The 23,390-nt window shown below is 59.3% G+C and carries 19 protein-coding genes; 13 read left to right on the top strand and 6 right to left on the bottom strand.

What is annotated here, in order from left to right; all coding sequences use genetic code 11:
* Positions 1-130: 130 nt before the first annotated feature.
* The 7 genes from HNQ72_RS05380 to HNQ72_RS05350 all read left to right on the top strand — a co-directional run bounded on the left by HNQ72_RS05380 (position 131) and on the right by HNQ72_RS05350 (position 8,365).
* Positions 131-2,557, top strand: a complete 2,427-nt coding sequence (locus HNQ72_RS05380; RefSeq protein ID WP_183990218.1) for a GcvT family protein — start codon at positions 131-133, stop codon at positions 2,555-2,557.
* A 267-nt stretch (positions 2,558-2,824) separates the two neighbouring features.
* On the top strand, positions 2,825-3,727 hold the full coding sequence (locus tag HNQ72_RS05375; protein ID WP_183990216.1) for a branched-chain amino acid ABC transporter permease: 903 nt from the start codon (positions 2,825-2,827) through the stop codon (positions 3,725-3,727).
* A gap of 37 nt (positions 3,728-3,764) precedes the next feature.
* Positions 3,765-5,117, top strand: a complete 1,353-nt coding sequence (livM, locus tag HNQ72_RS05370) for a high-affinity branched-chain amino acid ABC transporter permease LivM (RefSeq protein ID WP_373289409.1) — start codon at positions 3,765-3,767, stop codon at positions 5,115-5,117.
* The gene (locus HNQ72_RS05365; RefSeq protein WP_183990212.1) at positions 5,117-5,977 is read left to right on the top strand and encodes an ABC transporter ATP-binding protein; all 861 of its coding nucleotides are present in this window, start codon (positions 5,117-5,119) and stop codon (positions 5,975-5,977) included. Before livM ends, HNQ72_RS05365 begins: the two co-directional genes overlap by 1 nt.
* Positions 5,977-6,705, top strand: coding sequence for an ABC transporter ATP-binding protein (locus HNQ72_RS05360; protein ID WP_183990210.1), 729 nt, complete (start codon positions 5,977-5,979; stop codon positions 6,703-6,705). Before HNQ72_RS05365 ends, HNQ72_RS05360 begins: the two co-directional genes overlap by 1 nt.
* A gap of 39 nt (positions 6,706-6,744) precedes the next feature.
* Entirely contained in the window at positions 6,745-7,098 is a 354-nt protein-coding gene (locus tag HNQ72_RS05355; RefSeq protein WP_183990208.1) for a DUF6867 family protein, read from the top strand.
* Positions 7,099-7,240: 142 nt separating this feature from the next.
* Positions 7,241-8,365 (top strand): branched-chain amino acid ABC transporter substrate-binding protein, encoded by a 1,125-nt coding sequence (locus tag HNQ72_RS05350; RefSeq protein ID WP_183990206.1) that lies wholly within the window; start codon positions 7,241-7,243, stop codon positions 8,363-8,365.
* A gap of 116 nt (positions 8,366-8,481) precedes the next feature.
* Here the strand turns inward: HNQ72_RS05350 and HNQ72_RS05345 are convergent, their stop codons facing one another.
* The 6 genes from HNQ72_RS05345 to HNQ72_RS05320 form a co-directional block, all read right to left on the bottom strand.
* Complete coding sequence (locus tag HNQ72_RS05345) at positions 8,482-8,679, bottom strand: hypothetical protein (RefSeq protein WP_183990204.1); 198 nt, start codon at positions 8,677-8,679, stop codon at positions 8,482-8,484.
* Positions 8,680-8,836: 157 nt separating this feature from the next.
* Positions 8,837-9,763: a response regulator transcription factor gene (locus tag HNQ72_RS05340; RefSeq protein WP_183990202.1), complete on the bottom strand. Its 927-nt coding sequence runs from the start codon at positions 9,761-9,763 to the stop codon at positions 8,837-8,839.
* Entirely contained in the window at positions 9,756-13,142 is a 3,387-nt protein-coding gene (locus tag HNQ72_RS05335) for a hybrid sensor histidine kinase/response regulator (protein WP_183990200.1), read from the bottom strand. The genes HNQ72_RS05340 and HNQ72_RS05335 overlap by 8 nt, the downstream gene beginning before the upstream one ends.
* Before the next feature lie 86 nt (positions 13,143-13,228).
* Positions 13,229-13,573, bottom strand: coding sequence for a DMT family transporter (locus HNQ72_RS05330; protein ID WP_183990198.1), 345 nt, complete (start codon positions 13,571-13,573; stop codon positions 13,229-13,231).
* 3 nt (positions 13,574-13,576) lie between these two features.
* Positions 13,577-14,137 carry a TetR/AcrR family transcriptional regulator gene (locus tag HNQ72_RS05325; RefSeq protein WP_183990197.1) on the bottom strand — a complete coding sequence of 187 codons (561 nt, stop codon included), beginning with the start codon at positions 14,135-14,137 and terminating at the stop codon, positions 13,577-13,579.
* An 88-nt stretch (positions 14,138-14,225) separates the two neighbouring features.
* Positions 14,226-14,957 (bottom strand): DUF1194 domain-containing protein, encoded by a 732-nt coding sequence (locus tag HNQ72_RS05320; protein WP_183990195.1) that lies wholly within the window; start codon positions 14,955-14,957, stop codon positions 14,226-14,228.
* A gap of 256 nt (positions 14,958-15,213) precedes the next feature.
* On the opposite strand from HNQ72_RS05320, the gene HNQ72_RS05315 reads away from it, so the two are divergent.
* The 6 genes from HNQ72_RS05315 to urtE all read left to right on the top strand — a co-directional run bounded on the left by HNQ72_RS05315 (position 15,214) and on the right by urtE (position 23,374).
* Positions 15,214-17,106 (top strand): acid phosphatase, encoded by a 1,893-nt coding sequence (locus tag HNQ72_RS05315; protein WP_244654296.1) that lies wholly within the window; start codon positions 15,214-15,216, stop codon positions 17,104-17,106.
* 217 nt (positions 17,107-17,323) lie between these two features.
* Positions 17,324-18,613, top strand: a complete 1,290-nt coding sequence (gene urtA / locus HNQ72_RS05310) for an urea ABC transporter substrate-binding protein (protein ID WP_183990193.1) — start codon at positions 17,324-17,326, stop codon at positions 18,611-18,613.
* Between the two features lie 257 nt (positions 18,614-18,870).
* Positions 18,871-20,475, top strand: a complete 1,605-nt coding sequence (urtB, locus tag HNQ72_RS05305) for an urea ABC transporter permease subunit UrtB (RefSeq protein ID WP_183990191.1) — start codon at positions 18,871-18,873, stop codon at positions 20,473-20,475.
* On the top strand, positions 20,472-21,647 hold the full coding sequence (urtC, locus tag HNQ72_RS05300) for an urea ABC transporter permease subunit UrtC (protein WP_183990189.1): 1,176 nt from the start codon (positions 20,472-20,474) through the stop codon (positions 21,645-21,647). The genes urtB and urtC overlap by 4 nt, the downstream gene beginning before the upstream one ends.
* Positions 21,648-21,651: 4 nt before the next feature.
* Positions 21,652-22,413: an urea ABC transporter ATP-binding protein UrtD gene (gene urtD, locus HNQ72_RS05295; RefSeq protein ID WP_183990187.1), complete on the top strand. Its 762-nt coding sequence runs from the start codon at positions 21,652-21,654 to the stop codon at positions 22,411-22,413.
* 265 nt (positions 22,414-22,678) lie between these two features.
* Positions 22,679-23,374, top strand: a complete 696-nt coding sequence (gene urtE, locus HNQ72_RS05290; RefSeq protein ID WP_183990185.1) for an urea ABC transporter ATP-binding subunit UrtE — start codon at positions 22,679-22,681, stop codon at positions 23,372-23,374.
* The last annotated feature ends 16 nt before the right edge of the window (positions 23,375-23,390 follow it).

Here is a 23,390-nt window from a genome sequence, read left to right as displayed (position 1 = left end):
TAAGTATTTTTCGCTAAGCGACATTGGGCTTCGCAGAACAGTCTACTGAGCCGTTCTGATTGCCATTAGGCTGCGGTGAGTTGCAGCATTCAACGCATGACGAAAGTCCTGCTCTCACCGGAGAATTTGAATGAAGAGCCATGCCCGGGTTGTCGTGATCGGCGGCGGTGTCGTCGGATGTTCCATCCTTTACCACCTTACGAAATTCGGCTGGACGGACGTGGTTCTGGTTGAGCGCTCGGAGCTGACATCCGGCTCCACCTGGCATGCGGCTGGCGGCATGCACACGATCAATGGCGATCCCAATGTCGCCAAGCTGCAGAAATACACGGTCGAACTCTACAAGGAGATCGAGGCCTATTCCGGCCAGGATGTCGGGCTGCACATGACTTCGGGCCTGATGCTGGCGGCGACGAACGAGCGCTTCGACTGGTTCAAGTCGCTGCTCGCCAAGGGGAAATATGCCGGCGGCGAGGCGCGGCTCGTTTCTGTCGAGGAAGCGCATGCAATGATGCCGCTTCTTGATCCGAAAGAGTTCGTCGGCGCGGTCTTCGATCCGCATGAAGGTCATCTTGATCCTTACGGCACGACACACGCCTATGCGCAATCGGCGAAGAAGAACGGGGCGGAAATCTATCTCCACACCAAGGTAGAAGAACTGATTCAGCTGCCGGACGGCATGTGGCGGGTGGTGACCGACAAGGGCGAGATCCGCGCCGAGCACGTCGTCAACGCGGCGGGCCTGTGGGCGCGCGAGGTCGGTCGCATGGTGGGGCTGGAACTGCCGGTGCTGGCTATGGAGCATATGTATCTGATCACTGAGGACATGCCCGAGGTGATCGAGTTCAACCAAAAGTCCGGCCGTGAGCTGATGCATTGCGTCGATTTCGACGGCGAGATCTATATCCGCCAGGAACGCAACGGCATGCTGATGGGGACCTATGAAAAGGATTGTCGTCCGTGGTCGCCGATCGAGACGCCGTGGACCTTCGGACATGAGTTGCTTGCCGAAGATATCGAGCGGATTTCCGGCGAGCTGGAAGTCGGCTTCCGGCATTTCCCGGCCTTCAACAATGCTGGCATCAAGACGATCATCAACGGACCTTTCACCTTCTCTCCCGACGGAAACCCGCTGGTCGGCCCGGTGCGCGGCATGACGAATTTCTGGTCGGCCTGCGCGGTCATGGCCGGGTTCAGCCAGGGCGGCGGTGTCGGACTGGCGCTGGCGCAGTGGATCATCAACGGGGATCCAGGCTTTGACGTCTTCGCCATGGATGTCTGCCGTTACGGCGATTACGCGACGCTCGGCTATACCAATGCCAAGGTGCGCGAGAATTATTCCCGCCGCTTCTCTATTCGCTATCCGAACGAGGAGCTGCCGGGTGCTCGCCCACTGCTGACGACCCCTGTCTATGACAAACTCAAGGCTGCCGGTGCCGTATTCGGCGCGTCCTACGGGCTGGAGACGCCGCTCTGGTTCGCGCCCGAAGGCGTAGAGGATACGTTCTCTTGGCGGCGCTCGACCGATTTCGAGCATGTCGGCAACGAGGCGAAGGCGGTGCGTGTTTCCGCCGGAATGATGGAGACGTCGGGTTTCGCCAAATACCTGATCGCAGGTGAGGGCGCGCGGAGCTGGCTGGATCGCATGCTTGCCGGCCGTATTCCGCAGGAGGGGCGCATGGCGCTGACGCCGATGCTGAACGAGGCGGGCAAGCTTATCGGTGATTTCACGCTGGCAGCACTCGAAGACGACGAATTTCTGCTGATCGGCTCCGGCATCGCCGAGGATTATCACATGCGCTGGTTCGAACAGCATCTGCCTGAAGATGGCTCGGTCGAAGTCGATGCGCTCAATCTCGGTCTGCTGGGGCTTTCCGTTGCCGGACCGAAGGCGCGCGATGTGCTGCAGAAGCTGACCCATCTTGATCTCTCGGATAAGGCCGTTCCCTTCATGTCGGTGCGCGAGATCGATCTCGGCATGGCGCCGGTTATTCTTGGACGTGTCAGCTACACCGGCGATCTCGGTTACGAAATCTGGATGAAGCCGGAATATCAGCGTTATCTCTTCGATCTCATCATGGAGGCCGGAGAGGAGTTCGGCATTTCGCTGTTTGGTCTGCGAGCGCTCAATGCCCTTCGCGTGGAAAAATCCTTTGGCAGCTGGTCGCGGGAATATCGTCCCCTCTACGGACCGCTGGAAGCAGGGCTCGGCCGTTTCATAGTCCATGGAAAGTCCGCAGACTTCATCGGCAAGCAGGCGGCGCTTGAGGAAAAAGCGTCGGGCGGGACGCTTAGGCTGATAACCCTGATCGTCGATGCCGGGGATGCCGACGTCATCGGCGATGAGCCTATCTCGCTTAATGGCGAGGTGAGGGGATGGGTGACTTCGGGCGGTTATGCCCACGCATCCGGCGTGTCGGTCGCCATGTGCTATGTGCCGAAGGAGATCGCCGAGGTGGTGGATGGATGGCAGATCGAGATTCTGGGGGAAATGCTGCCGGCGCGCCTGCAGCCTGTGCCGCTGTTTGACGCAAACGGGTCGCGAATGCGCTCTTGATAGTTGTAAACTCTATAGAAAATCACTGGTTGGATAGGGCGTTGTTGCACGCCAAAAACGCTCATTTTCTGTGAGTTTCATGCCGCATTTCTGGCATTCCTGAGTGTATTTGCGCCATCCTGGGCAAAAGCTCGTGAAAATTGATCTGCCTCTTTCTTTTGCACTTCACATTTTTAACGAAACGGATAGGAATCAAAAAAATTGAAGATCTCATCAGGTCTTTGAAAGAATGGTGCGGCCGCAAAGGACCGCATTAGGGGAAACTATATGGAATACTTTATCCAGCAGCTCATCAACGGGCTGACTCTCGGATCCATCTATGGCCTCGTGGCAATCGGCTATACGATGGTTTACGGCATCATCGGCATGATCAACTTCGCCCATGGCGATATTTTCATGCTCGGCGGCTTCGCTGCCCTCATCATCTTCCTGATCCTGACATCCTTCTTTGCAGGCATACCGGTAGCCCTTCTGCTTCTGCTGATGCTCCTGGTCGGCATGCTGATGACGGGCCTGTGGAACTGGACGATCGAGCGCGTGGCCTACAGGCCGTTGCGCGGGTCCTTCCGCCTGGCGCCGCTGATCACGGCGATCGGTATGTCGATCGCCCTGTCGAACTTCATCCAGGTGACGCAGGGACCGCGCAACAAACCGATCCCGCCGCTGGTCACCGACACCTATCATCTCGGCGCGATCACCATTTCGCTGAAGCAGATCCTGATCGTGGTGATTACCTCGATCCTGCTGTTCGCCTTCTGGTACATCGTCAACAAGACGCCGCTCGGCCGCGCCCAGCGCGCCACCGAACAGGACCGCAAGATGGCGGCGCTCCTGGGCGTTGACGTCGACCGGACGATCTCGATCACCTTCATCATGGGTGCCGCACTCGCTGCCGTCGCCGGCGCGATGTACCTGATGTATTACGGTGTTGCGTCGTTCAACGACGGTTTCATCCCGGGCGTCAAGGCGTTTACCGCAGCCGTTCTCGGCGGTATCGGCTCGCTGCCGGGCGCCGTTCTCGGCGGTCTCCTGATCGGCCTGATCGAAAGCCTTTGGTCGGCCTATTTCTCTATCGCCTACAAGGACGTGGCGACATTCGCCATCCTTGCCATCGTCTTGATCTTCAAGCCGACCGGCATTCTCGGCCGTCCGGAAGTGGAGAAGGTCTGACATGGCTTACACGACCGAAAACAATCAATCGGGCCTGATGGCGAAGGCCGTCAAGGAAGGCGTTCTCGCAGGCTTGATCGCCTTCGGCATGTTCCTTCTGTTCGTCGGCATCGAGACCTATCAGGACATCAACAACCAGCTGGTCTGGCGCACGCGCTGGGGCCTGCTCGCGGTCTTCGTTGCCATTGCCGCCATCGGTCGCTTCCTGACCGTCGGCTTCATCAAGCCGCATCTGGATGCCCGCAAGCTCGCCAAGGCGAAAAGCGGCGTCCTGGAAATCTCGGATAAGAAGAGCTTCTTCCACAAGCATTTCCTGAAGATCGCGCTGGTCTTCCTGCTTTGTTATCCCTTCCTGGCGATGATGATCTTCGGACGCCAGGGCTCGCTGAAATATGTCGACAATTTCGGTATCCAGATCCTCATCTACGTGATGCTTGCCTGGGGTTTGAATATCGTCGTCGGACTGGCCGGCCTGCTCGACCTCGGTTATGTCGCCTTCTATGCGGTTGGCGCCTATTCCTACGCGCTTCTGTCAGCGAATTTCGGCTTTTCCTTCTGGCTACTCCTGCCGATGGCCGGCATTCTTGCGGGCTTCTGGGGTATCATCCTCGGCTTTCCAGTGCTGCGACTGCGAGGAGACTATCTCGCAATCGTGACGCTGGCCTTCGGTGAAATCATCCGCCTCGTGTTGATCAACTGGACGGATGTTACCCGTGGTACCTTCGGTATCTCCGGCATCGCCAAGGCATCTTTCTTCGGCATCTGGTCCTTCGACGTCGGCGCTGCGAACAACTTCAACAAGGCCTGGGGGCTGCCGTCCTCGTCGGTCTATTACAAGATGTTCCTGTTCTACGTGATCCTGGCGCTCTGCCTGATCACTGCTTACGTGACGATCCGGCTGCGCCGCATGCCGATCGGCCGTGCCTGGGAAGCGCTGCGCGAAGACGAGATCGCCTGCCGTTCGCTCGGCATCAATACGGTCACGACCAAGCTGACGGCTTTTGCGACGGGTGCGATGTTCGGCGGGTTTGCCGGCTCCTTCTTCGCTGCACGTCAGGGCTTCGTTTCTCCGGAGAGCTTCGTCTTCCTGGAATCGGCGGTCATTCTGGCGATCGTCGTTCTTGGCGGCATGGGATCGCTGACCGGTATCGCTATTGCAGCGGTCGTCATGGTCGGCGGCACCGAGTTGCTGCGCGAGATGGAGTTCCTGAAGCATATTTTCGGGCCCGACTTCACGCCTGAACTCTACCGTATGCTGCTGTTCGGCCTGGCGATGATCATCGTCATGCTGTTCAAACCGCGCGGCTTTGTCGGCACCCGTGAGCCAACCGCCTTCCTGAAGGAGAGAAAAGCTGTCTCCGGCAGCTTCACCAAGGAAGGCCACGGCTGATGGCGACGGGTACGACAATGACAAAAGACGCAATCCTCAAGGTCGAACACCTGTCGATGAAGTTCGGTGGCCTGATGGCGATCAACGACTTCTCGTTCGAAGCCAAGCGCGGTGAGATCACTGCATTGATCGGCCCGAACGGGGCAGGCAAGACCACGGTGTTCAACTGCATCACCGGCTTCTACAAGCCGACGATGGGCATGATCACGCTGTCACGCGAGAACGGCAAGGAGTTCCTGCTGGAGCGTCTGCGTGACTTCGAGATCAACAAGGTGGCGGGGGTTTCCCGTACCTTCCAGAACATCCGGCTGTTTTCCGGCCTGACGGTTCTGGAAAACCTGCTGGTCGCACAGCACAACGTGCTGATGAAGGCATCGGGTTTCACGGTTCTCGGTCTTCTCGGTCTGCCGGCCTATAAGACGGCAGCCAAGGAAGCGATCGAGAAGGCGCGCTACTGGCTGGAATTGGCCGATCTCATCGATCGCGCCGATGATCCGGCCGGCGACCTTTCCTATGGTGCGCAGCGCCGTCTGGAAATCGCCCGCGCCATGTGCACCGGGCCGGAACTGCTCTGCCTGGACGAGCCGGCGGCGGGCCTCAACCCGAAGGAATCCCTGACGCTCAACACGCTGTTGCGCACAATTCGCGATGGAGGCACGTCACTGCTCCTGATCGAGCACGATATGTCCGTTGTCATGGAGATTTCCGACCATGTCGTCGTTCTGGAATATGGACAGAAGATTTCCGACGGCACGCCCGATCACGTGAAGAACGACCCGAAGGTGATTGCAGCCTATCTCGGCGTCGAGGATGATGAAGTTGAAGCAATCGAGGAAAAGCTCGACGAGGGGACCGTCTGATGGCCGGTGAAACCCTTCTGAAAGTCCAGGGTGTCGAAACCTATTACGGCAATATCCGCGCTCTTTCCGGTGTCGATGTCGAAGTCCACAAGGGCGAGATCGTCAGCCTGATCGGCGCCAATGGCGCCGGCAAGTCGACCTTGATGATGACCATCTGCGGCTCGCCGCAGGCGAAAAACGGGCAGGTCATCTTCGACGGTGAGGATATCACCAAGCTGCCGACGCATCTGATCGCACGCAAGCGCATCGCCCAGTCGCCGGAAGGGCGTCGCATCTTTCCGCGCATGACGGTGCTGGAAAACCTGCAGATGGGCGCCAATCTCGACAACCTGAAATATTTCAAGGAAGACGTCGAGAAGGTGTTCGTGATGTTCCCGCGTCTGAAGGAACGCCAGAGCCAGCGCGGCGGCACGCTTTCGGGCGGCGAGCAGCAGATGCTGTCGATCGGCCGTGCGCTGATGTCTCGTCCCAAGCTGCTGCTTCTGGACGAGCCTTCACTCGGTCTTGCCCCGCTGATCGTCAAGGGCATTTTCGAAGCGATCAAGAAGCTCAACAAGGAGGAGGGGTTGACCGTCTTCCTCGTCGAGCAGAACGCATTCGCGGCGCTGAAACTGTCCGACCGTGCCTATGTCATGGTCAACGGCAAGGTGACGATGAGCGGTTCCGGCAAGGAATTGTTGGCGAACCCTGAGGTCCGTGCAGCCTATCTCGAGGGAGGCCGGCATTGAGCGCGATCACCATCACTGTGGCCAGCGGGAGAACCTGAGATGCAGGGCCTGTTTTTCGAAGACGATACAGTCGTCCGTTATTTCCTGCGTGGCATTGTTCTGCTGCTCGGTTTCTGGACTGCATGGCGTTCGGGCAAGGCTGCAGCCGAGGGCTGGAACGGCTATCGCGAAGTTGTGATCTATGCGGTACTTCTGGCCTGCGCGATGCAGTTCCTGCATTACGCGCTGTTTGCCGGACCCATCCTCAACGCCTTCTACTTCATTCTGGACCTTATCCTTTTGCTCGGCTTCGCGCTGGCGGGTTTCCGCCTCCGGCGCACCCGGCAAATGGTTCAGAACTACTACTGGCTCTACGAGTCGACCTCCGCATTTTCCTGGAGGAAGAAAGATTGACAGCCGGTCTTTTCTGAATTCAGATCGGTTTGGGCAAAGATAATAATACACCAAAAGGTGGAACAGCTTTCCGGTGCAGTAATGGTGGGTATTGTGCCGGATCCCAAAAAACACTCACCTCATAATAACTGGGAGTTATTCTATGAAGAAGTCTCTTCTTTCCGCTGTTGCGCTGACGGCAATGGTTGCCTTCAGCGGCAACGCATGGGCTGACATCACCATCGCTGTCGGCGGTCCGTTGACCGGCCCGAACGCCGCATTCGGTGCGCAGCTGCAGAAGGGTGCCGAGCAGGCGATTGCCGACATCAATGCCGCTGGCGGCATCAATGGCGAGAAGCTTGTCATTGCCCTCGGTGACGACGTTTCCGACGCCAAGCAGGGCGTCTCCGTTGCCAACAAGTTCGTTGCTGATGGCGTCAAGTATGTCGTCGGTCACTTCAACTCCGGCGTTTCGATCCCGGCTTCGGAAGTTTATGCCGAAAACGGCATTCTCGAAGTCACGCCTGCTGCGACCAACCCGGTCTTTACCGAACGCGGCCTGTGGAACACGTTCCGCACCTGCGGCCGTGACGACCAGCAGGGCGGCGTTGCCGGCAAATATCTTGCCGACAAGTTCGCCGATGCCAAGATCGCCATCATCGACGACAAGACGCCTTACGGCCAGGGTCTCGCTGAAGAAACCAAGAAGGCCTATAACGCTGCCGGCAAGAAGGAAGTCGTTCGCGAAGGCGTCAATACCGGCGACAAGGACTTCTCCGCCCTCATCGCCAAGATGAAGGAAGCCGGCGTTTCGATCATCTATTGGGGTGGTCTCCACACCGAAGCCGGCCTGATCATCCGCCAGGCAAAGGACCAGGGCCTCAAGGCAACGCTCGTTTCGGGTGACGGTATCGTCTCCAACGAACTCGCTTCGATCGCAGGCGACGCTGTCGAAGGCACGCTCAACACCTTCGGCCCGGACCCGACGCTGATCCCGGAAAACAAGGCGCTGGTCGAAAAGTTCAAGGCCGCCGGCTTCAACCCGGAAGCCTACACGCTCTATTCCTACGCTGCCGTCCAGCTGATCGCCGAAGGCATCAAAGCTGCCGGTAGTGCGGAAGACGCGGAAGCGGTTGCCAAGGCTCTGCATGAAAAGGGTCCGTTCAAGACCGTTCTCGGCGAAATTGCCTTCGATGCAAAGGGTGACCCGAAGCTTCCAGGTTACGTCATGTACGAATGGAAGAAGGGGCCGGACGGCAAGTACAGCTACTTCCAGCAGGGCAGCTAAGCTCTCTGGATATATCACGTCTCATGGAAAAGCCCGGTTTCGACCGGGCTTTTCTCGTTTCCGGGCAAGAGATCGTTCTGCTATCCCCCAGGAAACGGGCTAATTCTTGCTGCGCGTTATCTTTCTTCAGCGCTGAAGGTCATCGGTGCCGCTTGAGCGGGAAGAGGCTGGAATTTTGCCAGCTTCGCGATGACATCAAAAATCTTGGCTTCCTTTTCGGAGGCCGACAGATGTTGCCGATTGCTATCCTGTTTCAACCTCTTCACGAGGTTGAGGAGGGAGGCGATGGAAGAGTTGCTATCGTCGGATGTCATCAGTTCGACCTCGTGGGTACCATGATTCTGTATCCGCGACGCTGCTGCACAACAACGAACGTCAGATTGTAATTAGGAATATAATATATTCTAATTGGAGAATGTAACTATGGCGTACATTTTTTCGAGGTTCGCGTCGGCAGCGGCTCAAGCGTATTTAGTTGTCCTCATGCAGGACATGTGCTGCTCTCACGGCTGCCGATGCCCGGTTTTCCACGCCAAGCTTGACGTAAATCTGCTCCAGGTGCTTGTTGACCGTGCGTGCGGAAAGGCCAAGAATTTCGCCGATGTCGCGGTTTGATTTGCCCTTGGCGATCCAGAGGAGGACGTCGGATTCCCGTGCTGTCAGCGGGAAATGCTGGCGCAGGATTTCGGCGCTGGGCCGCCGATTGTTCGCCGTCAACCGAAACAGGAATTCGTCTGCACCCAGGCCTCCGAGATAGGAGAGCTGCAGGCCCTTCTCCTCGCCGTCCTCCAGCGAGAAGGCGGCATCGCGCGAAAAGCCGGGGCGATCGCGCTCGGCCATCCATGTCGCTATCCGCCCGGCAACAAGTTCCAACCCGTCGTCACGGTTGGTGGCGGCGTTGATCAGCCGGGTTGCCTGTGGCGTCGACCATTGAATGCTGCCGTCAGCCCTGACGGCAAGGAGGTGCCGGCCGGCGGCATCGAGCGCAACTCGCGCGCTCTGAGCAGAACGGGCATTGGTGAGATGAACGCGGATGCGGGCCCTCAGTTCATCGATATTGATCGGCTTGGTCAGATAGTCGACGCCGCCTGATCCGAGCGCGTGGACGACATGCTCCGTCTCAGTGAGGCCGGTCATGAAAATCACCGGTACCTGTGCCACGCCCGCATTGGTCTTCAGTCGCCTGCAGGTTTCGAACCCATCCATGCCGGGCATGACTGCATCGAGTAGAATGAGATCGGGCGTGATCTTGTCGACGATATTGAGCGCCGACTGACCCGATGTTGCGATCAGCACGGAGAAGCCGGATTGCTCCAGCGCTTCAGTTAGAAAGCCGAGCGCATCCGGGCTGTCATCTACCAGGAGAACGATGTCGCGGGGCGTTGTGGTGTCAGCCATCGCTTGTCTCCTCCTTGTCCAGGCGTTCCAGAAATTTCATGTAGCCGGCCATGTCGAAGGCCTTGAGATAGAGACCAAGCTCATCCGCAAAGGGGCGATTGGTCTCATCAGTGGCAAGGTCGGCAAGTTTGGCTTCGATCCCTCGCACGTAACCAATCTCTCCGAGGCGCAGCAAGTCCTGCAGATGGCTCGTCCCCGGACTTCTGACCGGTTTTTTCGCCGCAGCGATGGGCGAGGGCGGTGTCTCGCCTTCATAGACCCAGGCAAGGCCGAGATGCGAGGCGAGCTTGTCGGCAAGCCGGCGCAGATTGACCGGCTTTGATAACGTGTCGTCATGTCCTTCGCCCGCGGCATCCGCCGTCGTGCCGTCGCCGATATTGGCGGAGAGCATGATGATCGGTGCTTTTTGCCCTTCTTCGCGCAGGCGAGAGACGAGCTGCCAGCCACTCATGCCGGGCATGGAGATATCGATCAGGAATATGTCCGGCTTCACCCCTTCGATCAGCGTCAGACATTCCGGGCCGGTGACAGCCGTCAGCGCGACGAAATCCATGGGGGCGAGTACTTCGCGCATCAGGTCACGGTGGTCCTGATTGTCGTCGACAACAACCACAGTTCGACGCGGGCCGGTGTAGGAGACGATCTTGCGCTCGGTGGCCGGTGTCGTGTTCGGCCGCTCGATGGCAGACAGCATCAGTCTCACGCGGAAGGTGGAACCTTCGTCCTTGACGCTCCTGACCGAGATCTCGCCGCCCAGCGTGTTGGTGAGAAGCTGGGTGATGGTCAGGCCGAGGCCAAGCCCCGGCATCGGCCTGACGCTGTCTGCCTCACCGCGCTGGAACGGTTCGTAGATCCGGCCGAGATCCTTTTCGGCAATGCCGCGCCCGGTATCGGATATGGTGAAGGTCGCGACCTGGCTGCGATAGGCGATCTCGAAGCGCACCTTGCCTTCGTCGGTGAATTTTATCGCATTGGACAGGAGGTTGACCAAAATCTGGCGCAGACGCTTTTCGTCGGTGCGGACATATTGCGGCAGTGATGCTGCGCGGACATGCTCGAATTCCAGCCCCTTTGCCTGGGCCTGAAGGCCGAACATTTCGACGATCTGATCGAGAAAATCCTGGATATTGATCTCGTTGGAATAGACCTGCAGACGGCCCGCCTCGATCTTCGATATGTCGAGAAGGCCGTCGATCAGGCCCGACAGATGATCGGCCGAACGCTTGATGACCTTGATCGCCGACTGGCGCGGGACAGGGATGGTCTCGTCGCGCTCGAGGATCTGGGCGTAGCCGAGCACGGCGTTGAGCGGCGTGCGCAGTTCATGGCTGAGGCCGACGACATAACGGCTCTTGGCGCGGTTGGCGGCCTCGGCGGTCTCCTTGGCGTCTTGCAACGCTGCATCTGTCTTCTTGTGGGCGGATATTTCCTTCAGGAGCAGCGTATTCTGGCGCGAGGATTCTTCTTCCGCCACGACGCGGCTGTCATGCGCCAGAACGTAGAACCACGAAACGATGCCGGCGATGATGGCGAAGACGAAAAAGACGATGGAGATCGTCCCGTAGATGATTTCCGCATTGGCCGGTGCCGCTTCGCCGGCCTGATAGGCGACCATCGCAAGAATCGAACCGATCAACGAGATCGAGACGATGGCTGTCGTCGCATAACGCCCGAGCCGTGTGGTCAGCTTGTCGATGATCTGGTCGGAAAGGAAGGTCCGGGCGACTGTTCCGACCTGGGTGTTGAGGCGCGCATGCGGCTTGCACATGTCGTGGCAGCGGCTATCGAGCGAACAGCAGAGCGAGCAGATCGGCGCTGCATAGGCCGGACACCAGGCCATGTCCTCGTGTTCGAATGGATGTTCACAGACGGAGCAGGTGATCGAGCCGAGCGTTTTCCAGCTCTGGCGCGGTTTGCGGGCAAGGTAATATTTGCCTCGGGTGGCAACGGCGATCGCCGGCGAGATCACAAGCGCCGTCAAGGTGATATAGGTCGCAAGCGACACCATCAGTTCACCGAAGGCGCCGAAATGCGCAGCAAGCGCGATTGTTGTGGCGCCGAACATGGCACCGAGGCCGACCGGATTGATGTCGTAGAGATGGGCGCGCTTGAATTCGATGCCGGGCGGCGAAAGGCCGAGCTTCTTGTTGATGAACAGATCGGCAGAGATGGTGCAGAGCCAGCTCATCGCAACGATCGAGAAAATGCCGAGCGTTTCTTCCAAAAGCCGGTAGATGCCGAGTTCCATCAGGAGAAGCGCGATGGCGACGTTGAAGACGAGCCAGACGACGCGGCCCGGATGGCTGTGGGTCAGCCGCGAGAAGAAATTCGACCAGGCGAGCGACCCGGCATAGGCGTTCATCACGTTGATCTTCAGCTGCGAGACGACGACAAAGGCAGCCATCAGCAGCAGCGCCGCCGTTTCGTTGGGGATCATGTAGCCGAAGGCTGTCAGATACATATGGGCCGGATCGGCAGCCTGGTTGGCGGGTACCGCCGTCGACAAGGTCAGGACGGCAAGGAAGGAGCCGGCCAGCAGCTTCGGTACGCCAACGACCACCCAGCCGGGGCCGGCGAGAAAGACCGCCAGCTTGTGCCGCCATTTCTGCATGCCCTCGGGCGGCAGAAAGCGCAGGAAGTCAACCTGTTCGCCGATCTGCGGCATCAGCGCCAGAATGACGGCTGACGCTGCGCCGAACTCTATGAGGTCGAAGGGCGCCGTGCCGCCTATCTCTCCATTGGAGTGCCCAATCCCGGCAAAGGCCCGCCAGAGATCGAATTTCTCCCAATCGAGAAAAGCGATGAAGATGAAGGGCAGGATATTGAGGACAATCCAGAAGGGCTGGGTCAGAAGCTGGAAACGCGAGATCAGCTGCACGCCGTATATGACGAGCGGGATCACCACGACGGCGCTGATGATGTAGCCAAGCCAGAGCGGAATGCCGAAGGCGAGTTCCAGTGCGCCGGTCATGATGGATGCCTCGATGGCAAACAGCATGAAGGTGAAGCTTGCATAGATCAGCGAGGTGATCGTCGAGCCGATATAACCGAAGGATGCGCCACGGGTCAGGAGGTCGATATCGACGCCGTGGCGGATCGCGTAACGGCTGATCGGCAGTCCAACAAGGAGCATGACGACCGCCGCTGCCATGATGGCGAAGAAGGCGTTGGTCGTGCCGTATGAGAGGGTGATCGCACCGCCAATGGCTTCAAGTGCGAGAAAGGAGATCGCGCCGATCGCCGTATGCGAGATACGGCTGGACGAAAACCGGCGCGCGCTCTTTGCAGTGAAGCGAAGGGCGTAGTCTTCCAATGTCTGGTTGGCGACCCAGCGGTTATATTCCCGCCGGACCGGAATGATCCGCTGCCGCGCTGCCATGCCTTGTTTTTGATCCCTTGGGAGGAGTGATCGTCAAAAAGGCACTTTCGATGCTGGATTACGGTTTTGCAACCGAATTGACGTGTTCAGTGCGCAACCGTCTTGGAAAAGACGTTGACGATGACAACGCCGGCGATGATGAAGCCGAGGCCGATCATGGCAGCCATGTCGAGGCTCTGGCGAAAGACGATCAGGCCGACAGCCGAGATCAGGACGATACCGAGGCCGCTCCAGATCGCATAGGCGACGCCGACCGGCAGCACCCGCAGGGTGATCGACAACAGATAGAATGCCGCGCCGTAACACAGCGCCATGCCCAGCGTCGGCAGGATGCGTGTGAACTGTTGGCTCTGCTGCAGAAGTGTTGTGCCGACGACTTCCAGTGCGATGGCGGAGAGCAGTGAGCCGTAGGTGATAAGGGCGGGATTCACGTCTTATGTCTTTCGTGTCATTGATATGAGTTGTTCGATCAGGACGTCCTGGCCTGTCGCCTCGACGCCCGAATATTCCAGAAGGCCGGCAAGCCAGAGACCGTCGGCGGCATAACGGGCAATACCCAGTTCAGGTCCGGCATCCGTTTCCGCGTGTCGTGCAAGCCGCGATGCGTACCAGTCGGACCACATCGCCTTCATCTCGGGATCGGTGAGCGAGGAAAGGGGAAGAGCGTTCCAGTTGCTGGCGCCTTGGCTGTCGGCATTGGCAAAGGCCCGGATATAGGCGCGCGTAAAACGGCCATGGGCATCAGGGTCGTCTTCCAGAAGTTCATCGATCTGGGCGTCCAATTGCTCCAGCAGATCATGAAAGACAGCCTGAACAAGCGCCTGCTTGTTGGGGAAATGATGCAGCAGCCCGCCCTTCGTCACATGCGCAGCATCCGCCACTGCCTGCAGCGTCACTGCGGGCAGGCCCTGTTCCTGCGAGATCTGGGCGGCGCAATCCAGAAGCGCGCGGCGGACGATTTCCGGCTGCTTCTTGCGTTCGTGAGCTTCGGTCATATGTAAACATACCAGATGGTCGGTTTGTTTTGCAAGCGCCCGACCGATCACATGTTCTTGTCGGACTGTCGGCGTTTACCCCAGCGTTTCAGTGGGGCGCAGAACGGGGGCGGGCAATGCTTGCTACGAATTGCGGCGACAGTTCGCGTTTCAGCTTCTGGCGGATCGCCGCCGCGTAATCGTCCTGGCTTCTGATCGTCATGGTGAAGCCGCCAGTGCCGCGTATGACGTCCTGCGCATAATAGGCGGCAAGTCCGTCGTCATCGTCGGCGATCGCCAGAGCATTGATGGTGACGCCCATGCTGATGGTCCGCAGGCGGGCCTGATAGAGCGTTGCCCTGATGCGCTGTTTCGGCGCCATGGTCTCGCGGCCGTCCCCGGACAGATTGATGAGCGAGCGCCGGGCGCAGACGCCAGGCTCGGACAGCTTGTCGAGGGCTGACCAGAGGCCGCTGCCGATATTGGTGTTGCCGTAGACGTGGCGTTCGTTTCGCTCCAGCCCCTGGGCAAGACCCTCTGCCCCCACACCGTCATAGACCACGAACCAGCCGAGATCTTCGGTCGGAAACTCGCCGTCGCCCCAGAACACTGCGGAAAGCATCACCGTCCCGGCATCCTTCATGGCCGAGATGACGCCATCATCCCTGAAGGCTGCCGCTATCGCCGATTTCTGAAACCGATATTCGCTGTCGGTAACGCTGCCCGATCCGTCGATCGCCAGTACCAGTGCGACATCGGCGCAGAATGGCTGAGCCGATGCGACGCTGCCGCATGCCGAAAGCAGCAGCGCCAGCGACGCTGCCTTCCCCCATCGAGACATTTCGTTGCCCTCCAACCCCGCTCGATAGGGGTGTTTTAGCATATCTTTAATTTCTGGAACATGACGAAATGCGCAGGGCGAAAGTGCAATAGTCGGGGCGTCCCCATCGGAAAACCCGTGCAATTGGCAGCGGACGGCAAGCCGATCTCGATGTGGGTAAAGGAATTGGCCCGGCAGAAGCCGCTTTGCCGCAACATAGATGTCACAAAGCCAAGCTAGTTAGCTGATATCCTTTCAGGTTTTAAGAGGTTTTATCGTGTCTATTTCGGCCAAGTTTCACGGAGCAACGGCGCTTCTCACCGTGCTGCTTCTCTCGCCGTCCATCGTTGTGGCAGAGACGCTCGCGGCGCCCTACGTGGATATAGGTGCAAGCAACAAGCGTGGTGACGCCTGCTTTGCGACCAGGGACACGAATGCCGCTGTCCATGTTCTTTCCGGTTTCCTCGAGGTCTGGACACCGCGTTCGGCTTTTGTCGATGCGGGTGTGGAAGCGCCTGCGAAGGGTGATTGCCCTGCGGTCACCAAATCTGACTGGGACGGCATACCGTCCAGCGCCACCGACGGTACCGTTGTCAATCAGGCGCTGCACAAGGCCAATATCGATTATGTGGTGAAGATCACGCGCAGCCGCACTGCCGAGCAGGCGTTTGCCGCCTATCTCGACGACCGTCGCGGTAAGAATGCAAGCATCGTCGATGGTCTCGGACCGCTGGCTGATGCCTGGAGAGAAGGCGCCAAGCAGACGACCACGATTACCGACGTTGCCGCCGATGCGACCACGGTGAAGCATGATGACGACGGCAATAATCGTGGCCTCGGAAGCAAGGCGGACGAAAAGGCGAAGACCGCGGCCAATCCCGATCTCGGCCTCGCTGTCGATTTCATCAACATGGCGAGCGATGACGCATCCACCGAACCCGCCAAGCGCTATTTCAAATATGCACGGCCGTATCGCTGGAGCTCGGATGTCGTGGTGTTGCCGACGCTTGAGCCGGCCAAGAGCGGCAAGCCTGCCGAAGATGGCGGTTTTCCGAGCGGCCACACGGCGGAAGCCTGGCGCGATGCGATTGCCATGGCCTATCTCGTGCCGCAGCGTTATCAGGAAATGCTTACCCGCGCTGCAGCCATGGGCGACAACCGCATCATCGCCGGCATGCATTCCCCCTTCGACGTGATCGGCGGCCGAGTGCTGGCGGTGGCGCAGGTGACCTATAATCTTAACAGGGCGCAGAATACTGATCTGAAGAAGCAAGCCTACGATCAGGCGCAGAGCTGGCTGAGTGCAAAGGCCGGCGTGGAGCGCGCAAGTGAACTGGTGCATTTTGCCCAGTCGCAGCCGGTATCGACCGACCGTTTCGCGGACCGGGCGACAAATGCCGCGCTGATCGAAAAGACGACGACTTACGGTTTCCCGGCGATCCACGCGATCGATCAGCCGGCCCGGGTTCCGAAAGGAGCGGAAGTGCTGCTCGAAACGCGTCTGCCTTATCTCGACGCCGATCAGCGCCGGGAAGTGCTGCGCACAACCGAGATCCATTCCGGTTTTGCCGTGCTCGATGACGCTGAAGGCTATGGTCGTCTGAACCTGTTTGCAGCCGCCGATGGCTACGGCGCTTTCGACGCGATGACCACAGTGACGATGGCGGCTGAAAAGGGCGGTTTCAACGAAATCGACACCTGGAAAAACGACATTTCCGGCAAGGGCGGTCTGACGAAACGTGGCACTGGTATTTTGGGCCTTGCCGGCACCAACACCTATAGCGGCGGCACGATTATCGAAGGCGGTCTGCTTGCAGCTTCGTCCCAGTCGGCTTTCGGCACGGGTGACCTCAAGATCTCCGGTGGCGAAGTTGCCATGGCGACGGGGCAGCCGCTCCTTTTGGGTGGTTCTTTCGAACAGGCCGATGCCGGCAAGCTGACCCTGGTTGTCGAAGGCGGAAAGCCCGTCGTGACGATCAAGGGGGCGGCTAAGCTCGGTGGTATTCTCGTCGTGCGATTGGTGAAGGACAACTTGCCGAAGGCGGGCGAAAGCATCGACCTGATCAAGGCCGGTGCTATCTCCGGCTCGTTCGCAAAGGTGGAGATCGACGGTGCCAAGGGCGATGTCGAATACAAGGCTGACAGCGTGGTCCTGACCGTCGGCAAATAACGCCTGACGCCAGCGTCTCAAGCCATCTGAACCAGTTGCCGCGATCTTGAGGGATCGCGGCGACCCGCATCCTGTCGCACCTGCTGCGACCACTTTTCCCCTCTGCATACGTCATTTTGCGTATGTGGTTTTGGGCTGTCGCACCCGATAGTCCCCTCAGGCAACGGTCAACGTCACCGTTGTGCCAACAAACCAAAAAAAGAGGGGGTTTGATCCTATGAGCTTCAAGGCGAAACTGGGCGGAGCACTGCTGGCTGCCGCGCTTTCCACCACGGCCTTCCACGGCGCATTCGCGGCCGACGACACGATCAAGATCGGCGTTCTTCATTCGCTCTCCGGCACGATGGCGATTTCCGAGACGACGCTGAAAGACGCCATGCTGATGCTCGTCGACGAGCAGAACAAGAAGGGCGGCGTTCTCGGCAAGAAGCTCGAAGCCGTCGTTGTCGACCCGGCTTCCGACTGGCCGCTGTTTGCCGAAAAGGCCCGCCAGCTGATTTCCCAGGACAAGGTCGCCGCCGTCTTCGGTTGCTGGACGTCTTCGTCGCGCAAGTCCGTCCTGCCGGTCTTCGAAGAGCTGAACTCGATCCTCTTCTACCCGGTCCAGTACGAGGGTGAAGAATCCTCGCGCAACATCTTCTATACCGGTGCCGCCCCGAACCAGCAGGCCATCCCGGCCGTCGACTATCTCGCTTCGACCGAAGGCGTCGAGCGCTGGGTTCTCGCCGGTACCGACTATGTCTATCCCCAGACGACCAACAAGATCCTGAAGGCCTACCTGATGTCGAAGGGCGTCAAGGAAGAGGACATCATGGTCAACTACACGCCGTTCGGTCATTCCGATTGGCAGACGATCGTTTCCGACATCAAGAAGTTCGGCTCTGCCGGCAAGAAGACCGCCGTCGTCTCGACCATCAACGGTGACGCCAACGTTCCCTTCTACAAGGAACTTGCCAATCAGGGCGTGAAGGCTGAAGACATTCCGGTCGTCGCCTTCTCCGTCGGTGAAGAAGAGCTTGCCGGTCTCGATACTGCGCCGCTCGTCGGCCACCTTGCCGCCTGGAACTACTTCCAGTCCGTCGATGCGCCGGTCAATGCCGAGTTCATCAAGACCTGGCATGCCTTCACCAAGAACGACAAGCGGGTGACCAACGACCCGATGGAAGCCGCCTATATCGGTTTCAACGCCTGGGTTAAGGCCGTCGAAGCTGCCGGCACGACCGACACGGACGCAGTTCTCGATAGCATCATCGGTGTCGCCGTCCCGAACCTTTCGGGCGGTACCTCTACCGTCATGCCGAACCACCACATCACCAAGCCGGTGCTGATCGGTGAAATCCAGGCCGACGGCCAGTTCGACATCGTGCAGGAAACCCCGGCCGTCGTCGGTGACGAATGGTCGGATTACCTGCCGGACTCGAAGGACCTGATCTCCGATTGGCGCAAGCCGATGTCCTGCGGCAACTTCAACGTCGCCACCGGCAAATGCGGCGGCAAGGGCAGCTGATTTCATCGCTCGGAGCAAAGATCCCTCCCAACCCTCCCCACAAGGGGGAGGGCTTTTACCCAGCCACCTCGCCGAGGCCTGATTGGGCTAGGGCGGGTGCGGCAAGTCTTCTCCCCCTCTTGTGGGGGAGATGGCCGGCAGGCCAGAGGGGGTATCTCGCTCGGGCGCATCATCACCATTTCCATCGCAGGATGGTGCCGGCAGGCGGATGAGGGGCAGAGGCACTCTCGACGCCCGTTCATCCGGGGGACAAAAGCATGCTTATCCGTCTATTCACTCTGATCTTTCTGGTCCTGTCCTTTGCTGCGACATCGTTTGCGCAAGGCAGTGACCCCAAGCCGCTGTTCGACCAGCTGGCGGACGCCAATTTCAATCAGGCGGAAACCCTTGTCGGCCAGATTGCCGCCACTGGTGATCCGCGTGTGGTCCCGGCGCTCAACGCCTTTTCCGAGGGTGACCTCTATTTCCGCAAATCCGACAAGGCCGTGTTTTCCGCCAAGGTGGCTGGCTCTCAGCTCGAGTTGATCGACCCCGTGACGGGTGAGAGCGCCGGGCAGGTTGCCAAGGGCGCGGTCACCAAGATCAAAGTCAACAACAATCTGCGTCGCGCCATCCGCGCGGCTCTCGGCGGGTTGACGCTGATGAGCCCGGATCGTGGCGCCCGGCTTTCCGCCGCCGATGCGATCCTGCGGTCGCCAAGCGCCGAAGCGCTCGAATTGGTCGAGGCCGCACTTGCCAAGGAAACCGACGCGGACGTGAAAGCGCGCATGGAAGAGGCGCGTGCCGTGTCGCTCCTCTCCTCCGATCGCTCCATCGATGAAAAACGCGCTGCAATCGAGACGATTTCCGGGCTTGGCGCTGCCGGTCTCGGTGTTCTGAACTCCGTCTCGGGCACGATCGATCACAGCCTGAAGCCGGATCTCGACAAGGCGATTGCTTCGATCCGGAACGCGCAGCAGCTGTGGAACCTCGCCCAAAATGTCTGGTACGGCATGTCGCTCGGTTCCGTGCTTCTGCTTGCCGCGATCGGCCTTGCCATCACCTTCGGCGTGATGGGTATCATCAACATGGCGCATGGCGAAATGGTCATGCTCGGCGCCTATTCCACCTTTTTCGTGCAGGAGGTGATCCGCAATAATGCGCCCGGCCTGTTCGACTGGTCGCTGGCGATTGCGCTGCCTGTTGCTTTCCTCGTTACCGGCCTAGTCGGCTTCGTCATCGAGCGCGGCGTGATCCGCTTCCTTTATGGCCGCCCGCTGGAAACGCTGCTTGCCACCTGGGGCGTGTCGCTCATCCTGCAGCAGGCGATCCGCACGATCTTCGGGCCGACCAATCAGGAAGTCGGCAACCCGTCCTGGATGTCCGGTTCCTTCCCGCTCGGCGGCATGACGATCACTTACAATCGCATGTGGATCATCGTCTTCTCGCTGACGATCTTCTTCGCGCTGCTCTTCGTGATGAAGAAAACGGCTTACGGTCTCAACATGCGCGCCGTCACCCAGAACCGCCGTATGGCATCCTCGATGGGCATCCGCACGCCCTGGGTCGATGCGCTTACATTTGCCTTGGGTTCAGGCATTGCGGGCATCGCCGGCGTGGCGCTCAGCCAGATCGACAACGTCTCGCCCAATCTCGGCCAGAGCTACATCATCGACAGTTTCATGGTCGTGGTCTTCGGTGGGGTGGGCAATCTCTGGGGTACGCTGGTGGGTGCTTTGTCGCTCGGCATCCTCAACAAGTTCCTCGAGCCCTCCGTCGGGGCCGTGCTCGGAAAGATCCTCGTGCTCGTCCTCATCATCCTCTTCATCCAGAAACGTCCGCGCGGTCTCTTCGCGCTCAAGGGAAGGGCGGTGGAAGCATGATTACCGGCTTCATTTTACGCGCGCTCGAAGGCAAGATCGTTGTCGCTGTCGGCATTCTTCTTGCTGTCGCCATCCTCGTGCCGGCACTCAATCTCCTGACTGCGCCGGACAGCGCGCTGCATATCCCGACCTATGTCATGGCGCTGATGGGCAAATATCTCTGCTATGCGCTCTTGGCGCTCGCGCTCGATCTCGTCTGGGGTTATTGCGGCATTCTCTCGCTCGGCCATGGCGCGTTCTTCGCGCTCGGCGGTTATGCGATGGGCATGTATCTGATGCGCCAGATCGGCTCTCGCGGCGTCTACGGCAATCCCGACCTGCCGGATTTCATGGTCTTCCTCAACTGGAAGGAACTGCCGTGGTTCTGGTACGGGTTCGACATGTTCCCATTTGCCATGGCGATGGTGCTGATCGTGCCGGGCCTGCTCGCCTTCGTCTTCGGCTGGTTCGCTTTCCGCTCGAGGGTCAACGGCGTCTATCTGTCGATCATCACCCAGGCGATGACCTATGCGCTTATGCTTGCCTTCTTCCGCAATGACATGGGGTTCGGCGGCAATAACGGGCTGACCGATTTCAAGGACATTCTCGGTTTCCAAGTGCAGGCGGGCGGTACGCGTGCGGTACTCTTTGCCATGTCGGCGATCATGCTGGCGCTTTGCCTGATCGTCGCCTCGGCGATCACCTGCTCGAAATTCGGCAAGGTTCTGGTCGGCGTACGTGATGCGGAAAGCCGGGTGCGCTTCCTCGGATTTCGCGTCGAGAACATCAAGCTCTTCACCTTCGTCGTCTCGGCCATGTTTGCCGGTATTGCCGGTGCGCTTTTCGTGCCGCAGGTGGGCATCATCAATCCGGGCGAATTTGCGCCGGCCAACTCGATCGAAGTGGTCGTCTGGACGGCCGTCGGCGGCCGAGGAACGCTGATCGGGCCGATCATCGGCGCCATCCTCGTCAATGCCGGGAAAAGCTATTTCACCGGCGCATTTCCGGAATTCTGGCTGTTCGCGCTCGGCGGCCTTTTCATCGCGGTCACGCTGTTCCTTCCCAAGGGCATTGTCGGCACGATCCAGCACGGCTGGAACGCCCGCAAGGCTTTGAAGGCCGCAGCCGCGGCAGAAAAGGGCAGGGATGCCGGCGCAGCCCCGACGGCGCAACAAGCTCAGGCAGCGGAGTGACACCATGAATACGATTTCGGAAACCCGCACCAAGAGCCTGCTTTATCTCGAAGACGTCTCCGTTTCCTTCGACGGTTTCAAGGCGATCAATTCGCTGTCGCTGGTGGTGGAACCGGGTGAGCTTCGCGCCATCATTGGTCCGAACGGCGCGGGCAAGACGACGATGATGGACATCATCACCGGCAAGACACGGCCCGACACGGGAAAAGTGATCTTCGAGGATACGATCGACCTGACGAAAAAGGACGAGGCCGATATCGCCCAGCTCGGCATCGGCCGCAAATTCCAGAAGCCGACGGTGTTTGAAAGCCACACGGTCTGGGACAATCTCGAACTGGCACTCAACCGTTCCCGCGGGGTTTTCGCGACGTTGTTCTACACGCTGACGGCGGAGGACAAGGCTCGGATCGAGGAGATCCTCGTCACGATCCGCATGACGCATCGCAAGAACGAGTATGCCGCCAACCTCTCGCACGGTCAAAAACAGTGGCTGGAGATCGGCATGCTTTTGGCGCAGGAGCCGAAGCTGCTTCTGGTCGACGAGCCCGTGGCGGGCATGACGGATGCCGAGACGGCGGAGACGGCGGTGCTGTTGCGTGAGATCGCCAAGACCCGCTCGGTGGTGGTGGTCGAGCATGACATGGGCTTTATCCGCGATCTCGGGGTGAAGGTGACATGTCTGGCGGAAGGGTCGGTGCTAGCGGAAGGGTCGATCGATTTCGTCTCGAACGATCCGAAGGTGATCGAGAATTATCTGGGGCGGTGATGGTGAGCTCAGTGGTTGTCGTACCCCCCTCTGGCCTGCCAGCCATCTCCTCCACAAGGAGGGAGATCCGCTGGGAGCGCTCTTTCCGCATCAAGCCAGCATCGTTTTCGGCTTCGGTTTCATCGAACGGTGCTGCCCAGCCTCCACTCAACCTTAAGGGGGAGGCGATCGGTTGCCTTTCCCTGATCTCCCCCCTTGTGGAGGAGATGCCCGGCAGGGCAGAGGGGGGCAACGCCACCCTCCTGAACAAACAGGGAGGCACCTCATGCTGACAGTCAACAACGTCAATCTCCACTACGGCGCGGCCCAAGCCCTGCGCGGGGTCTCGATCAATGCCGAGATGGGCAAGATCACCTGCGTGCTGGGCCGCAACGGTGTCGGCAAGTCGTCGCTGCTTCGCGCCGTCACCGGCCAGCATCCGGTCTCGGGCGGAACGATCAGTTTTCAAGGCGAAGTGCTGAACGGGCTCGCGCCTTACTCTCGCGCCAAGCACGGCATCGGTTATGTGCCGCAGGGGCGGGAGATCTTTCCGCTTCTGACCGTTCAGGAAAACCTGCAGAGCGGGTATGCGCCGCTTGCCCGCAAGGACAGGTTCATTCCCGACGAGATATTCTCGTTGTTCCCTGTGCTGAAAACCATGCTCGGACGCCGCGGCGGCGACCTTTCAGGCGGCCAGCAGCAGCAGCTGGCGATCGGCCGGGCCATGGTCACACGTCCGAAAATCCTGGTTCTTGACGAGCCGACCGAGGGCATCCAGCCGTCGATCATCAAGGATATCGGCCGGGCGATCCGTTACCTGCGGGATTCAACCGGCATGGCGATTTTGCTGGTCGAGCAGTATCTCGACTTCTGTCGCGAGCTTGCGGATCAGGTCTATATCATGGATCGTGGCGAGATCGTGCATGAGGGGCCTGCTGAAACCTTGGATACCGCAGAAGCGAGGCGGCATCTAACAGTTTAATGGTGAATGTTTGCAT

This window comes from Aliirhizobium wenxiniae, from assembly GCF_014201355.1.
In the GTDB taxonomy this organism is placed as follows: Bacteria; Pseudomonadota; Alphaproteobacteria; order Rhizobiales; family Rhizobiaceae; genus Neorhizobium; species Neorhizobium wenxiniae.
The sequence above is the reverse complement of the archived record's forward strand: the minus strand, read 5'-3'. Positions and strand labels throughout refer to the sequence as shown.

Excerpts from the sequence above, each read along its gene's own strand:
- HNQ72_RS05380 (WP_183990218.1), top strand. The coding sequence starts at position 131 with ATGAAGAGCCATGCCCGGGTTGTCGTGATCGGCGGCGGTGTCGTCGGA.
- HNQ72_RS05375 (WP_183990216.1), top strand. The coding sequence starts at position 2,825 with ATGGAATACTTTATCCAGCAGCTCATCAACGGGCTGACTCTCGGATCC.
- livM (WP_373289409.1), top strand. The coding sequence starts at position 3,765 with ATGGCGAAGGCCGTCAAGGAAGGCGTTCTCGCAGGCTTGATCGCCTTC.
- HNQ72_RS05365 (WP_183990212.1), top strand. The coding sequence starts at position 5,117 with ATGGCGACGGGTACGACAATGACAAAAGACGCAATCCTCAAGGTCGAA.
- HNQ72_RS05360 (WP_183990210.1), top strand. The coding sequence starts at position 5,977 with ATGGCCGGTGAAACCCTTCTGAAAGTCCAGGGTGTCGAAACCTATTAC.
- HNQ72_RS05355 (WP_183990208.1), top strand. The coding sequence starts at position 6,745 with ATGCAGGGCCTGTTTTTCGAAGACGATACAGTCGTCCGTTATTTCCTG.
- HNQ72_RS05350 (WP_183990206.1), top strand. The coding sequence starts at position 7,241 with ATGAAGAAGTCTCTTCTTTCCGCTGTTGCGCTGACGGCAATGGTTGCC.
- HNQ72_RS05345 (WP_183990204.1), bottom strand. The coding sequence starts at position 8,679 with ATGACATCCGACGATAGCAACTCTTCCATCGCCTCCCTCCTCAACCTC.
- HNQ72_RS05340 (WP_183990202.1), bottom strand. The coding sequence starts at position 9,763 with ATGGCTGACACCACAACGCCCCGCGACATCGTTCTCCTGGTAGATGAC.
- HNQ72_RS05335 (WP_183990200.1), bottom strand. The coding sequence starts at position 13,142 with ATGGCAGCGCGGCAGCGGATCATTCCGGTCCGGCGGGAATATAACCGC.
- HNQ72_RS05325 (WP_183990197.1), bottom strand. The coding sequence starts at position 14,137 with ATGACCGAAGCTCACGAACGCAAGAAGCAGCCGGAAATCGTCCGCCGC.
- HNQ72_RS05320 (WP_183990195.1), bottom strand. The coding sequence starts at position 14,957 with ATGTCTCGATGGGGGAAGGCAGCGTCGCTGGCGCTGCTGCTTTCGGCA.
- urtA (WP_183990193.1), top strand. The coding sequence starts at position 17,324 with ATGAGCTTCAAGGCGAAACTGGGCGGAGCACTGCTGGCTGCCGCGCTT.
- urtB (WP_183990191.1), top strand. The coding sequence starts at position 18,871 with ATGCTTATCCGTCTATTCACTCTGATCTTTCTGGTCCTGTCCTTTGCT.
- urtC (WP_183990189.1), top strand. The coding sequence starts at position 20,472 with ATGATTACCGGCTTCATTTTACGCGCGCTCGAAGGCAAGATCGTTGTC.
- urtD (WP_183990187.1), top strand. The coding sequence starts at position 21,652 with ATGAATACGATTTCGGAAACCCGCACCAAGAGCCTGCTTTATCTCGAA.
- urtE (WP_183990185.1), top strand. The coding sequence starts at position 22,679 with ATGCTGACAGTCAACAACGTCAATCTCCACTACGGCGCGGCCCAAGCC.